Here is a 13,189-nt window from a genome sequence, read left to right on the forward strand (position 1 = left end):
AACGGGTCAGAGCATGTTGAGGTCGACGGCGTCGGCGATGGCGCGGTAGCCGGTGTCGTTGAGGTGGATGTGGTCGCCGCTGTCGTAGGCGGCCTTGAGGTGGTCTCCGTCGGCGACGACGCGGTCGAAGTCGGCGACGGCGTCATAGGCGCCGCTGGTGCGGATCCAGCGGTTGACCTGTCGGCGGATCTGCTCGCCGCGCCGGCTCTGGGCGGCCGAGCCGCCCATCGGCATGATGGTGGCGCCGACGGCCTGGATGCCGCGGGCGTGGGCCAGGCGGATCAGGGTGCGGTGCCCGTCGATGAGCTGGGCCGCGGTGACCGGGCCGGTCTCGTTCCAGGCGGCCAGGTCGTTGACGCCCGCCAGGACGATCACGCTGCGGGCACCGGGCCGCTCCAGCACATCGCGGGTGAAACGCGCCACCGCCCGCTCGCCGTACACCGGGGAATCGGTCAGCACGCGGTTGCCGCCGATCCCGGCGTTGACCACGCCCCACCGGCGCCCCGCGGCGCGGAGCCGTTCGGCCAGCCGGTCGGGGTAGCGGGCATCGGTGCCCTTGGTGGACCCGACCCCGTCGGTGAGGGAGTCGCCGAAGGCGACCACGGTGCGGCGCCGGGCAGGCCCGCCGGCGTGGGGACCGGTGACCTCGACGCCGGTCAGGTAGTACCAGGAGTCGCTCTGCTGGGCGAACGGCGTCGCGCGGGGGTCGGCCAGGTGGTCGCCGGCCGCGCGGTAGGAGGTGGCCATCGCGAAATGGTGGAAGGTCGCGGGCCCGGTCGGCGCGTTCAGCCGGAGTGTCACGGCCAACTGGTCGCGGGGTGAGGACGCCAGCGAGGCGGCGTCGCTGACGATCTCACTGCCGGCCGCGAGCACGGTCGCGGCCCGGCCGTTGAAACGCAGCGGTCGCAGCGTCCCGGGCTGCACGGCCGCACCGGTTCCGGCGCGGCCGACCGTGGCTCCGGCGATGCGCAGCGGCCTCGTCCCGTAGACGTTCGACAACCGGATGCGCACCTTGCTGCCGCCGCCGGTGAGCCGCACCACCTGCCGCAGCGAGTCGTCGGCGAAACCCTGCTGGGACCAGTTGACGCCGTACCAGTCGGCGGTCGGCACGGCCGGCTGCGCGGCGGTGCCCCAGACGGCGCGCCAACTCGCCGGGCCCGCCGCGTGCGCAGGGGGCATGCTGATGCCCGCGGCGGCCAGGAGGGCCGCCGCCGTGGCCAGGGATCGGGAGGTACGCACGTAGGTCTCCTTGCTACTTCAGCGATAGATCTTTCAGTGCTGAACAACAGGTCGGGACGATAGCCCGAGATCATTCAGTGCGCAACTATTCAGCGTGATAGCTTTTTCCCGTGACGGAGACGCGATGGCTCGCCCCCGAGGAGCAGCGCAGCTGGCGGGCGTTCGGGCTGGCCACCCGGCTGCTGCTCGACCGCCTGGAACGCGACCTGCAAGAGGCGGCGGGGATGCCGCCCACCTACTACGAACTGCTGGTCCTGCTGTCGGAGGCACCCGACCGGACGATGCGCATGAGTGAGCTGGCGCGCTGGACCCACTCCAAGCCCAGCCGCATCACCCACGCGATCGGCAAACTGGAGAAGGCCGGATGGGTGCGGCGCGAACACCTGGCCTCCGACCGGCGCGGCTGGCTCGCCGTCCTCACCGACGACGGCCTGGCCGCCCTGCGGGCCGCGGCTCCCCGCCACGTCGAAAGCGTCCGCACCCACCTGATCGACGTCCTGACACCCGAAGAGGTCAAGCAACTCGGCGACATCAGCGAGACGTTGCTCAAGCACCTCCTCCCCGACGACCAGCCACACTTCTGACCACCGAGGGCGGGGAAATACCAATGCCGACCCCGGCGCCCGAGGAGGCTGGTCGGGGTCTGACCTGCACGGAAGGCGCTGCGACGGGGGTCTGGTACTGCTCGTTATCGATCCCCGCTGCCGGTGCCCGAGGCGGCCGCCACCCACCGCACCGGAGATTGCCCATGCCACAGGTAACGATCTTCAACCTGAAAGAAGCCGATCGGCTGCCCGACATCGCGGAGGCTGTCCGGCACGCTCTGACGAGCATGCCGGAACTCCAGATAAACGATCACGAGATCGACGTCGTCCCGGTCCTGGCTCCGGACTCGTTCGACGCCCTGACGACCAGGATCAACGTCGATCTGTGGGAGCACGAAGCACGGACCAAAGAAGCGCTGCAAGAGCTGGCGACTCGGGTCGCCAGGGCCTTCCAGACCGTAGCGGGGACGAACCGAAAGGTGAAGGCGGTCATCCGTCCGTACGACGTGGGGCGCAGCGGCTGGGTGTCATTGGGAGCCGACCAGCGCGCCTGCGAGTGATCGCGGCCTGCCCGTTAGCGGGCGCGGCGCAGTGCGGTGTACTGGAGCACTGCGAAGCCGGCGACCACGATGGCCTGGAGCACCGCCCACACGGCCCCGACGGTGCTCAGCGAGAACCAGCCCACGACCACCGTGAGGACACTCAGGATCGTCCACAGCGAGTTCGCTTCGACCACGCTCACCACAGCGACCCGCCTGGGCCGGGCGGGCATCGAGATGGCCCATACGGCAGCGGCGTACGCCAGGAGAAACGCCCCCAGGGCCCGTCCGGTGGTGGCGTCGAGTCCGAGCAGGTCCTGAAGCGGAGCGGCAAGAGCGAGGTAGAGCAGACCGTTGGCGCCGGTCGTGATGGCGTCCGCACGCAGCACCAGACGCAGCAAGCGGCCGGCATCGGCGAACAGGCCGGCGGAGTTGTGGCTCGTGGCCGTGTTGGTCATCGGAGTCCTCCGTTTCCGGGGTTGTTGACCTCGATGACCTCGACGCTAAGGGCGACCGGTTGTCAAAGCCGATTACCTGGCAGGTAGCCGCGGCCACAGCGTTGTCGTGGTGACCGGCCGGCCCCGTCGGTGGCGTCGACGGCGTCCGAATGGCCGGACCACCGGCGCCGGCATTGACGCCGCAGATACAGGACGAAACTCTCTCTTATACGCCCACGTCGCGCGGGATGCAAGCGGCCTGCGACCAATGAGCTCGGTTCGGAATTGGCTCATTCATGGGAGGGGGACAGGGTGCCATATCGCGGTCCAGAGGCGTCCGTGTAACCTTGATCAGCATTGCGGTCGGTTTGCGTGCGTGATCCGTCGGTGGTGGGATTCCTTGGCATTCCTGCGGGGGTGTCCCTCTGCATCCGGGCCGTAAGCGCACCTTTCGATCGTGTTGTGGCGCCGGTCGCAGCCGGAGGAGGACGAGCCCTGCCGATCCGCGAGTTCGCGCAGTTCACGCGAGGGGTGAGTGATTGACACGTGCACTGTGGTGAGAATTCTGTTCCTTGCACTCGTTGCTCGACCGAATGACCATGACATATGCCCGAAACCCGGATGATTCGGAAGATGGTTCGAAGCCCGCTGCTGCGATGAAACGAACACCAGCGTGCCCTTGATCGCCGGAACCTGGCAGCTTCCCCCCTTGCCCCTGGCAGGCCGACCCGTGAGAGCGGACACCATGACGAATGATCTACCGCCGACGAATCACTTGCTGTCCCTGTCGACGGACGATTTCATCGCCGGCTTCGACGCGGTCGCGTCCAAGTTCGACTCCGCGACCTTCCCGCAGCAGAAGCTCCCCCCTGACAGTTGGGCGCTCCTGGTGAGGGCCGGGGTCCGGCTTCCGACTCTGCCCCGGCGGTACGGAGGGCGCGACAGCAGCGTCGAGATGTGCCGGATCGTCGAGACGGCCTCCGAGTGGAACCTGGCGCTGGGCGTCTATGTGATCGTCAACACGGCGCTGGCGCTCCTACCGGTGGTGAAGTGGGCCGGTGAAGAGGTCAAGCAGGAGATGCTGCCGCTGTTCGCCGGCGACGCCCCGGTGATGGCCGGGCTCGCGGCGACCGAGCCGGGCGCCGGCTCGGCCCTGTCGGCCATGACGACCACCTTCGAGGAGGTCGAGGGAGGCTACCGGATCCGTGGTCGCAAGCACTGGCAGGCTCTCAGCTCCTCCGCACACTGGTGGCTGGTCCTTGCGAAGAACGCACACCGTCGCGAGTACGGCTACTTCGTCGTCGAGCGCAGCGAGGGTTTCCGCACTGTCGAGCTGTACGAGGCGCTCGGGCTGAAGCTGCTGGACTACGGCGTCAACGACATCGATGTGATCGTTCCCCGGCACCGGCGGATCGACGCCGAGGAGGCGGACCTGGACTCGGTGGACGTCTTCCTGGCGTCGCGGGCGCTGCTGGCGGCGGCGGGGTCGGGATTCCTGCGCCGCATCAGCCGGGAGGCGCACACGTACGTGGACGGTCGCCGGATCGGGCGGAAGCCGCAGTCCAAGATCGGGTTCGTCAACTACAGGCTCGCGGCCATCGACACCTCCGCCACCATCTGCGAGGCGCTCAGCCATTACCTGCAGACGATGCTGGACGTCAAGGGCGACATGACCCCCGCGTTTCCGGCGGTGCAGGCTCTCAAGACCGTCGCCACCGAGCGGATGATCAGCGCGGCTCAGCACTACCAGCAGCTGACCGGCGCCGAGGGATACCGCTGTGGATCGCCCACCAACATCGCCGGTCAGGCATTCCTGGACACGCGGGTCTTCAGCATCTTCGACGGCAACAACGACATGCTCAGCCAGCAGCTCACCGCCTACTGCCTGACCCGGCGGTCCGGCCGGGCCCTCAGCGAACTGCTGGCCGAGTGGCCGCTCACGGCGCCCGCGGTCGCGACGCTCGAGACGGACCTGAGCTTCCTCGACCAGCGCCTGGGCCAGGCGCAGCAGGTCCTCGCCGGCCGCGCCATCGCCTACCTGTTCGCGATCACCCAGGTCCTGAAGTGGGCCGACGAGACCGGCGCCGATCCGGCAAGGGTCCGGCCCGCCATCGAGTTCCTCAGGAGCGACATCGCCGGTGTCGCCGCGGAATTCCGCCTGTTGGCCACCGGGATACTCGACACCTATGGCGCGGCGGGCGGGCATCGGGCCTCGCGACCCGGGGTCGCGGACGAGCCCGGGTCGCAAGATCCGGCCACCGAGGCCGCCGCCGCTCACCCTCACCTGCCGGTGCCGCCCCCGGCACCTCCAGGAACCTCCCTTGGAGAGCCCGAGCCTTTGACCGGGCCCTTCGCCGGGGAGGCCTGGAGCGCGGTGCCGGGATCGGCCCCGGTCCGTTTCCCCGGGCCTCCCACCGGACCCGTCGGCTAGCGCGACAGGCCCTCGCGGCGGTGGATCAGGTCGACGAGGTCGGCCGCCCTGCGCTTCATGAGATCCAGTCCGGCCTTGCCCCACGGGCGCGGTTCGCTGTCCACGACGCAGATCGTGCCGAGAACCGTGCCCGTGCGGTCGGTCAGCGGAGCCCCGGCGTAGCTGCGGACCATGAGCGCGTCGACGATCGGATTGCCGGCGAAACGCGGATAGTCGAGGACATCGTCCAGGATCAGGGCCTTGCGCCGGACGACGACATGCGGGCAGTAGCCGGCGTCGAGGGGCACTCTCGCATCGAGGACGCCGCCCACGACCTCGGCGTCGGCCGGTGACGTGTGAACGCCGCAGATGAACTGATCGTCGCCGACGAGGTTCACGAAGGCCACCGGTGTGCCGGGAAGCCCCACGAGCTCCTGCGCGTCCAGCGCGACTCTACGGGCGAACTCATCGAATTCGCGCTCCCGCGACTGCCCCAAGCCGAGCTCTCGCAGGCGCGCCGCTCGCCGGGGCGCTTCGTGATCGGCCGGCATCAAGGGTCGAGCCGAGAATCCGTCTGCCTGGTCATTGGGCGGGTACGTCACGGGGGCCTCCATATGGCCGAGTGCGAAGATGGGCGAGAATTCACTGGATTCGAATCCGGATCCGGAGACAAAGCGGCTTCGGCGCGGACTCGGGCTTCCTGCTTGTACTGCGGTTCTGTCAGATGGAGACAGAAGGGGCGGCCGCGAGGAGATGCCGGATCAGGGCCCGCAGCGCCGAAACGGCGGAGTCGTGGTCACGCGCGTCGCACGGCACGATCGGCACGCGCGGGTCGAGCTTGAGAGCGGCCCGCACCTCGTCGGATCCGTAGCGGAACGCGTTGTCGAACTCGTTGATCGCGACGAGGAACCGGACTCCCCGGCTCTCGAAGAAGTCGACGGCCTCGAAGCAGTCCTCCAGGCGGCGGGTGTCGGCGAGCACGACGGCGCCCAGCGCGCCGGCGCACAGTTCGTCCCACATGAACCAGAACCGCCGCTGCCCGGGCGTCCCGAACAGGTAGAGGACGATCCCGTGCCGCCCGATGGTGATCCGGCCGAAGTCGAGCGCCACGGTGGTGGTGGACTTGTGCTCCACCCCGTCGAGGTCGTCGATTCCGACGCTGGCCGAGGTGATGAGTTCCTCGGTGCTCAGCGGCTCGATCTCGCTCACCGCACCGACGAACGTCGTCTTCCCCACGCCGAAACCGCCGGCTATGAGGATTTTGACCTGGGTGGGGAGCACCTCAGATTTGTTGTAGGCCATCGAGCAGCTTCTCCAAAAGGGCTCGGTCGGTGGGATCGGCCGCGGTTCGCGGCGCGTGCGCGGTCATCGCCCGGCTGTCCACCAGATCGGAGATGAGGACCTTGGTGACCACCACGGGAAGCCGCAGATGTGCGGCGACCTCGGCGACCGAGGTCGGCGTGCGGCACAGTTCGAGCGCTTTGGCGTGCTCCGGGTCCATCGCGCCTGGATGCGTGCCGACCGCCACCACCAAGGACAGCAGCTTCAGATCGACGGTCGGATGGGTGCGGCCGGAGGTCACCGCGTACGGCCGCACCAGCAGCCCGGCGTCGTCGTCGACCCAGACCTCGTCGTCTCCGGCTGTCAAAACGCTCGGTTCCGGTCGCTCGGCACGGCCGCCGGCCGTGCCGCGGTGTGCAGGAACGGCCGGACGGCCTTGATCAGCCGGGCCATCTCGAAACCGACGACGGCCGGATCGGCCTCCTCCTCCGCCAGTACCGCGAGCACTGAATTGTAACCTGCCCAGGAGATGTACAACTGGCTGGACTTGAGTTCCGCGACGACCTGCCGCACCTCATTGCTGTCGTCGAACTTCGTTCCGGCGCTGCGCGCTATGGAGAAAAGCCCGGACGCGAGCGCGGCGAGATGTTCGGCGCCGGCGCGGTCGAAGCCGTCGGCGGCCTTCATCATGCCGTCGGACGACAGCAGCACGCTGCCGCGAATCAACGGAACCTCCTCGCCCAGCCCTCGCAACAGCCAAGCGAGATCTTGAACCTGGTTCGGGGAGACGCCACTCAACGGATACTCCTTGTCATAGGTGATTCTCGTCAATTCGCACGGTCGAGGTCTTCGGCAGGACCGTCATTCTCCTCGGCGCTGCGCAAACCCTTCTTGAACGCCGCCATGAAGCCGGTATTGTATTCGACTTCTTGATCATCCTGCTCGAGTGCGGGCGCATTGAGCAGTTCGGGCGCCAGGCTGGCCTGGGCCTGGCGCTGCGGCAATGGCGGCCGCTCACCGGCGTCGCCCGGAAAGGCGGGCGCGGTCAGGGGGTCCGGCGCGGTTCGGGAGTCCTGCGCGGCCGCCGGCGGCCCGGACGCGGGCGGGGGCGAGGGCCGGCGCTGGGAATTCTCGGCCGCGCCCGGCTGGGGCGGCATGGGGGCGCCGAGGGCGTCGCGCCCATCCAGCGGCGGACCCGGCCGGGACTGGACGCCCTGGCCGGAGCCGGAAGCACGCGCCGGCTGCGGGTTCGGGAGACTCGCGGCCGGTGGCGCCGCGGCGGCGGCCACCGGTTCCGCCTGGGGCCCTGTCTCGGACTCCTCCGCCTCCCCGCCGTCCAGTTCCTTCGGGACGACGACGATGGCCTGCGTACCGCCGTAGACATTGCCTCGCAGCTGGACGCGGACCCTGTGACGGTGAGCGAGCGCGGCGACCACCAGGAGCCCGATCCGCCCGTCCTTCAGAAGTTCCTCGGTGTCGGCCCGCTCGGGGTCGGCGAGCAGCGCGTTCAGCCGCCGCTGGTCTTCCTGCGGGATGCCCAGGCCGCGGTCCTCCACTTCGATGGCCATGCCGGCGGTGACCCTCTCGAAGCGAATGAACACCTGCGTCTGCGGCGGGGAGAACTTGGTGGCGTTCTCGACGAGCTCCGCCAGCAGGTGGATGACGTCCGCGACCGCGCCGCCGTTCAGGCTTCCCTCGACCGGCGGCACCACCTTGACCCGGTGGTAGTGCTCCACCTCGGCGATGGCCGAGCGCAGCACCTCGTACACCGTGACCGGCTTGGTCCAGCGGCGCCGCGGCGCGGCACCGCCGATCACCGCGAGGCTCTCGGCCTGGCGGCGCATGCGGGTGCTGAGGTGGTCGACTCTGAACAGCCCCTTGAGGAGGTCGGGGTCCTCCACCTGGTTCTCGAGCTCGTCGAGCCCCTGGATCGCCCGATGCGACAGCGACTGCAGCCGCCGTGCCAGGTTGACGAAGACCGCGACCCGCTGGCTGCTTCCACTGGCGGCTTCGCGGCTCGCGGCGCCGACGACGGCGTTCCAGGCCGCGCTCTGCGCCTTCCGCAGCTCGTGCACGAGCTGCAGGTAGGGGTCGGCGCCGGCGGGGGGCGGGAAGTCCTCGCCGCTCAGGGCGGCCGTCCCACCGGCGCGGAGCCGCTCGGCCAGCCGTTGCAGGTCCTGCCGTCCCTGGACGATCAGGAAGCCGAGCTCGCCGAGCCGCCCCTGCGTGTACTCCTGATCGCGGAGGACCGACTCGGTGCGCTGCCGCCGCAGCTGGCGGGTCGCCGCCTCGGCCGCCACGAGGGCGGCTCCGAGGGTGATCACGGCCCCCGCGGCCGCCACGACCAGCTCCAGCCGCATCCCCCGGCTCACGGCGGTGCCGTCGTAGAGAACCGCCACGGCGGCGAGACCGAGAAACCCCATCACAGCCGTCGGGAGCAGGGAAATGGATAGGTGAAGGGCGCGCATTCTGCTCTGCGGGTGTATACCATGGGCCGCTGGCCTGCCGGTTCGCCGGACATCACGGCGGTCGACACCGGCAGTGGATTGAGGGAAATCGGGCATCGGCATCCTCGGTGCGTCGACGGCAGATCACAGCATTGATGAATGCGTACTCTCGCATGGGCACAGCCCGTGTCTAGGCTGTCACAACACCCCAATGCGGAAGTACGGATTGTCGAGATTGCCACGACCTGAACCCACTATGAATCACCGGCCCCAGCATCAGCGGCCCCGGCGTCGCCGGGCTCTGGACCGGGGCAGGGAGTCTCCGGTGGAGCTGCTCCATGGTGTCGCCCGGGCGGAGCAGCGTGTCGAGCAGCGCCATAACGTGGCCGAACAGGGCGGCCTTTGGCCGGGCTCATCGCATCGGCCTTCAGCACGTCGGTCGAAAGCAGCAGCGGGTTCGTCGGCGCAGCGCTTGTGCCTTGGAACCTGAGGGCGGCGCCGTGCACCTGGCCGAGATCCGGGTGTCCACCGCCGCGCGGAGCTGCTTGAGCACGGACGGATGGTCACCGGTGATGTCGACCTCACCCAGGTCAGCACGGTCGGCGGGCTGGACCCACCGGCCGCGCGGCCGACCGGTGCGTGGAAGTCCGCCGCTGCCGCCTTGAGGGCAGGGCCGTGCGGAAGCGCCGCCGCCTTCTGGTGCCACGCCGACGATCACCCTGGCCTTCGGCTCGGTAGGGCGCGTCGCCGGCTGGAAACACCCGCCACGGACCTCCACGCGAAGCAGGCGGCTGTTCCCCGTTGCCGTGCATCGGACGGGGTGAGGGATGCGCGTCTGGGTGAGTTGCCGCCCGAACGGGGGCTTGGGCAGGCGATCCTCGCCGCGCGGGCCCATGCGCGGTATGCCGTGATCGAACAGCGTGCACCGGGCATCGGCGAACGGCGCATGATTGTCCAGAGCGCACCCGGCCCGACACCTCCGGCGCCCGACCCCGACGACGCAGCGGCGCCGCACCGCGACGGCGAAGAGACCTTCCCAGCTGACGGGGCCCGCCACCCGGCCCCAGGCACCCCGATGTCTGGACGGCGCATGGCGGCCGGCGACGCTGATCACCTGGTTGTCGCGGCGTGACGATCCCGGCGCGCTGCTGGAATGGCGCACCGACCCTCGCCCACCCGGCTGACTCGCCCATAACCGCGTTGATCGTCCTTCCGTGTGGACAGCGGCTTCAGCCGGCCGACGTCCTTGCGCGCGGCCCCTGCGCCGCTAGCCGAAGATCAGACCGTTATCAATACCGGCGCCTGGTCTGGGCCAAGGGCATCGAACCGGTCATCGCGCGCCGTGGCACCCCGCACGGATCGGGACTGGGCGTCCACGCTACGTTGTCGTACGGACGGTCGGCCCGCTGCACTGGCCCCGCCGCTCACGCATCCGCTGGGAGATCCGCAACGGACATCCACGAAGCCTTCATGCCCCTCGCCGCAGCCATTATCCGCCGGCGACGCCTCGTCCGCTGATTCTGTCACGACCTCTTAGTGCGGAGTAACCTTTTGCGGGCGGAGTTGGATGAGATGTGGTTTGATGGCCTACCGGACACAAGGAGGCCATGTGCGGGCGTCGCCGCAAGCGGCAGAGGTCGTTGCTGACGAGCGCATAAGGACCGCGCGCATCGTTGAAATCGACGCCATTCGAGGCGTATCTTTGTTCGGGATCACCATCGTTAACACGATAGGTGTCGCGCGCATGCCCGTTCCGACTGGAGAGCATCAGCGCGGGGCGGGATATTGGATATACGAGACGCTGCTCCATCAGCGCTTTTTTCCGATCTTTTCGCTTCTGTTCGGTCTGAGCTTCGGCATGATCTTGCGGAACGCCAGAAAGAAGAAGCAGCATCCGCGGGTCATGCTATTTTCCCGGCTGCTTTTCCTCTTGCCATTCGGTCTGGTGCATCAGGTTCTGCAGCCGAACGAGATACTTCGGATGTACAGCGTGATCGGAATCTTCGTCGTGCTGCCCCTTTCCTTCCTTCCGGCGGGTGGCGTGCTGGCGCTCGGGATCGCCGGAACGGCGGCAGCCGTGGCCCTTCAGGGCGGTGCCCTGCTGATCCCAGGGCTCTTGCTGGTCGGCCTGGCAATGGAAAGTAAGATCGACTGGCTGTTGAAATTGCCCACGAAGTACATCTTCCTGGGGCTCGGAATATTCGGGACGACAGCCGGTGCGCTGGATGCCTGGCAATGGGGCTCCGGAGTATCGGAGGACTCGGTGCTGGCGGCAGGTGCAGGGGTTGCGACCGCGGTCAGTTACATGATCGCCGTGGTACTCGTGATGCGGACGCCTATCCGGTCGGTCGCGTCCAAGATCGCAATGGTGGGAAGGGTGGGGCTGACGAACTACCTCGGCGCCTCGGTGCTGATCGTGGTGATCAACAGGTATGTGCAACTGGAAGCGGCGCCCGCATATGGCAAAGCCTTTGCCGTGGGCTGCTGTGTATTTTTGATTGAAGCCACGTTCAGTTGGATTTGGCTGCATTATGCTCAATACGGTCCACTGGAATGGATCTGGCGGACTTTGACGTGGGAGAAGCTGATCCCCGATCGGCGTCTCTCGATCGAAGGTCCGACCAGCGAGAACAGCGGCTAAGAGGCTCGGCCCGGCACGTCGGCGATGCCGGTATTCAGAGCAACTCGACGTCGCCTGTCAATTACCTGCAGAGCTCCATACGTGGCACCTGGTGGTGACTGACTTACCAACGGGCCGAACGGCAACCACTGAGCTGCGTTTGTGCCCGTGACACGTCCGTTAACGGCACCCCCAGTAGGGGTGATGCCCTGCGGACGGAGCGCAAAAAGAGGGAAGGACCGTCGAGAGAACGGCGGTCCTTCCCATGCGGGCCCGAGCCCGCGAGCATGTCGTTCGGATCAGTGACCCGAGACCACCGAGCTGGCGGAGCAGGTGAACGACGAGTTGGGGTTCTCGGAGCTGAGACCCAGCGCGCCGACGAGGCCGCCCTGCGAGTGGTCGATGTTGCTCTGGCAGTCCGGCACGACCGCGGTGGTGCCCTCGCCGTGGCCGCCGCCCCCGCTGAGGTTCAGGTTCTCGTTGTCGTTGTCGCCACCGACGAGAAGGGTGGACAGCACGGCCCGCTCCGGCAGAACCTCGCCGGCCAGCTTGTCCAGCTCGGTGTAGCTGAAGGACTTCATGTGGTTCCTTTTCTTCTTGTCACGCCCGGATCCCCATTGGGGATCGGATGCCCCTCCTCACCTCGAACCAGGTGAGGTTGCAATACGTATAGCAGAGGTGACTGATGGTATCCAAGCAGGCGGCGTGGCGGCGATTCCGACGGACTTGTCCGGATGCATAGGCCATTTACGTGCGGTGGGTCGATACCTGAACGTCCCTATCGGCAAGGATGGTTTCACTGGGAGAAGTGGGAATGGCTGGGCGCCAACTTGCGCAGCGGTACGGCAGGTGGGAAGCCAACGATGCTCAACTGCAGATGCCGAGGGCGAGCGACATCGCCGTGATGACACAGGCGGCCCAACTGGGGCCCACTTGCACCGTACACGGCGTTGCCTGATCCGACCACGGAAGATCCACGGCACAAACCCGTCCGAAAGTCCGAATGGATCAAGACGATGACGGCGTAGCATCCGGTTCCGTCTCAATCCGTCCAGCCCCTTCCTTGATCACTAGGATGGCAGCGAGGAAACGTAGGGGTTTGTCCCGCGCGCCCATCCCGTACTGGCGCGCCATCGGCCAGTATCCTCAATGCCGCAATGGGATCCGATCCCTTGTCTGTCCCATGTGGGTGCCCGGCCGGCCGCGCTGGGCACCCACACATTCTTGAAGGGTGTCGACGGACTTTCACCCACACAGCGCCGCGTCGTGGTCGGCGCTGCGAGGCAGCACGCCAGAGCGGCCAAAACCCTCCGTCTGCCACCGGCAGGGCCGTTACGAGGCGCTTCAGCGCAGAGTGATCGCGGCAGGGCCGGTGACGCGCGTCGGTGCCACTCGCGAAACGAGCGCGCGGACGCCTGCGCCGACGCCACCCCACGCCACACCTGCGGCGTCAGCGAGCCGTACCCCGGCGATTCCGATGACCGCCAAGAACAGTGCGACCAGGGGTTCGGCGATCAGCGATCGGGCGGGCCCGTGGGCAGCGCCGCCGGGCGCCGGCGCTTTTGTCGGGATGCGCCGGGGGAGGTGGCCGATGTCCAGTGGATCAGTATCGCGTCACCCGCCGAGCGCGGCGACTTGACGAACCCATGGGCTGGAACGCCATTCCGCAAT

13 protein-coding genes are annotated in these 13,189 nt (G+C 68.0%); 5 read left to right on the forward strand and 8 right to left on the reverse strand.

All coding sequences use genetic code 11. The features are described from left to right. Window positions 1-6 precede the first annotated feature (6 nt). Window positions 7-1,239 carry an SGNH/GDSL hydrolase family protein gene (locus ABT299_RS23965; protein ID WP_500252045.1) on the reverse strand — a complete coding sequence of 411 codons (1,233 nt, stop codon included), beginning with the start codon at window positions 1,237-1,239 and terminating at the stop codon, window positions 7-9. A 110-nt stretch (window positions 1,240-1,349) separates the two neighbouring features. Here ABT299_RS23965 and ABT299_RS23970 point away from each other — a divergent pair, with 110 nt between their 5' ends. Together ABT299_RS23970 and ABT299_RS23975 are read left to right on the forward strand one after the other, a co-directional pair. Continuing rightward, a complete protein-coding gene (locus ABT299_RS23970) occupies window positions 1,350-1,823 on the forward strand; it encodes a MarR family transcriptional regulator (RefSeq protein ID WP_190856842.1) in 474 nt (157 codons plus the stop codon). 164 nt (window positions 1,824-1,987) lie between these two features. Then, the gene (locus ABT299_RS23975; protein ID WP_190856841.1) at window positions 1,988-2,344 is read left to right on the forward strand and encodes a hypothetical protein; all 357 of its coding nucleotides are present in this window, start codon (window positions 1,988-1,990) and stop codon (window positions 2,342-2,344) included. 14 nt (window positions 2,345-2,358) lie between these two features. Here the strand turns inward: ABT299_RS23975 and ABT299_RS23980 are convergent, their stop codons facing one another. Continuing rightward, window positions 2,359-2,781 carry a hypothetical protein gene (locus ABT299_RS23980; RefSeq protein WP_190856840.1) on the reverse strand — a complete coding sequence of 141 codons (423 nt, stop codon included), beginning with the start codon at window positions 2,779-2,781 and terminating at the stop codon, window positions 2,359-2,361. A 724-nt stretch (window positions 2,782-3,505) separates the two neighbouring features. Here ABT299_RS23980 and ABT299_RS23985 point away from each other — a divergent pair. Next, window positions 3,506-5,191, forward strand: a complete 1,686-nt coding sequence (locus ABT299_RS23985) for an acyl-CoA dehydrogenase family protein (protein WP_500252046.1) — start codon at window positions 3,506-3,508, stop codon at window positions 5,189-5,191. Here ABT299_RS23985 and ABT299_RS23990 read toward each other — a convergent pair. The 5 genes from ABT299_RS23990 to ABT299_RS24010 all read right to left on the reverse strand — a co-directional run bounded on the left by ABT299_RS23990 (window position 5,188) and on the right by ABT299_RS24010 (window position 8,919). Then, window positions 5,188-5,772, reverse strand: a complete 585-nt coding sequence (locus tag ABT299_RS23990) for a GAF domain-containing protein (RefSeq protein ID WP_347256709.1) — start codon at window positions 5,770-5,772, stop codon at window positions 5,188-5,190. The two genes, ABT299_RS23985 and ABT299_RS23990, sit on opposite strands and share 4 nt — an antisense overlap. A gap of 118 nt (window positions 5,773-5,890) precedes the next feature. Next, complete coding sequence (locus ABT299_RS23995) at window positions 5,891-6,472, reverse strand: GTP-binding protein (protein ID WP_190856838.1); 582 nt, start codon at window positions 6,470-6,472, stop codon at window positions 5,891-5,893. After that, on the reverse strand, window positions 6,453-6,818 hold the full coding sequence (locus ABT299_RS24000; RefSeq protein WP_190856837.1) for a DUF742 domain-containing protein: 366 nt from the start codon (window positions 6,816-6,818) through the stop codon (window positions 6,453-6,455). The genes ABT299_RS23995 and ABT299_RS24000 overlap by 20 nt, the downstream gene beginning before the upstream one ends. Beyond that, on the reverse strand, window positions 6,815-7,249 hold the full coding sequence (locus tag ABT299_RS24005; RefSeq protein WP_190856836.1) for a roadblock/LC7 domain-containing protein: 435 nt from the start codon (window positions 7,247-7,249) through the stop codon (window positions 6,815-6,817). Before ABT299_RS24005 ends, ABT299_RS24000 begins: the two co-directional genes overlap by 4 nt. Before the next feature lie 29 nt (window positions 7,250-7,278). Continuing rightward, a complete protein-coding gene (locus tag ABT299_RS24010) occupies window positions 7,279-8,919 on the reverse strand; it encodes a sensor histidine kinase (protein WP_500252047.1) in 1,641 nt (546 codons plus the stop codon). Between the two features lie 538 nt (window positions 8,920-9,457). Here ABT299_RS24010 and ABT299_RS24015 point away from each other — a divergent pair. Further along, the gene (locus tag ABT299_RS24015) at window positions 9,458-10,030 is read left to right on the forward strand and encodes a hypothetical protein (protein ID WP_500252048.1); all 573 of its coding nucleotides are present in this window, start codon (window positions 9,458-9,460) and stop codon (window positions 10,028-10,030) included. A 477-nt stretch (window positions 10,031-10,507) separates the two neighbouring features. Continuing rightward, a complete protein-coding gene (locus tag ABT299_RS24020) occupies window positions 10,508-11,539 on the forward strand; it encodes a DUF418 domain-containing protein (protein ID WP_500252049.1) in 1,032 nt (343 codons plus the stop codon). Window positions 11,540-11,817: 278 nt separating this feature from the next. Here ABT299_RS24020 and ABT299_RS24025 read toward each other — a convergent pair whose 3' ends face one another. Continuing rightward, window positions 11,818-12,099 carry a hypothetical protein gene (locus tag ABT299_RS24025; RefSeq protein ID WP_500252050.1) on the reverse strand — a complete coding sequence of 94 codons (282 nt, stop codon included), beginning with the start codon at window positions 12,097-12,099 and terminating at the stop codon, window positions 11,818-11,820. Window positions 12,100-13,189: the final 1,090 nt, after the last annotated feature.

Source organism: Spirillospora sp. NPDC000708 (assembly GCF_040299565.1).
Taxonomy (GTDB): domain Bacteria; phylum Actinomycetota; class Actinomycetes; order Streptosporangiales; family Streptosporangiaceae; genus Spirillospora.

What these genes read in the sequence shown, in the direction of transcription:
- ABT299_RS23975 (WP_190856841.1), top strand. Translation starts at nt 1,988, where the DNA reads ATGCCACAGGTAACGATCTTCAACCTGAAAGAAGCCGATCGGCTGCCC.
- ABT299_RS23980 (WP_190856840.1), bottom strand. Translation starts at nt 2,781, where the DNA reads ATGACCAACACGGCCACGAGCCACAACTCCGCCGGCCTGTTCGCCGAT.
- ABT299_RS23985 (WP_500252046.1), top strand. Translation starts at nt 3,506, where the DNA reads ATGACGAATGATCTACCGCCGACGAATCACTTGCTGTCCCTGTCGACG.
- ABT299_RS23995 (WP_190856838.1), bottom strand. Translation starts at nt 6,472, where the DNA reads ATGGCCTACAACAAATCTGAGGTGCTCCCCACCCAGGTCAAAATCCTC.
- ABT299_RS24010 (WP_500252047.1), bottom strand. Translation starts at nt 8,919, where the DNA reads ATGCGCGCCCTTCACCTATCCATTTCCCTGCTCCCGACGGCTGTGATG.
- ABT299_RS24015 (WP_500252048.1), top strand. Translation starts at nt 9,458, where the DNA reads ATGGTCACCGGTGATGTCGACCTCACCCAGGTCAGCACGGTCGGCGGG.
- ABT299_RS24025 (WP_500252050.1), bottom strand. Translation starts at nt 12,099, where the DNA reads ATGAAGTCCTTCAGCTACACCGAGCTGGACAAGCTGGCCGGCGAGGTT.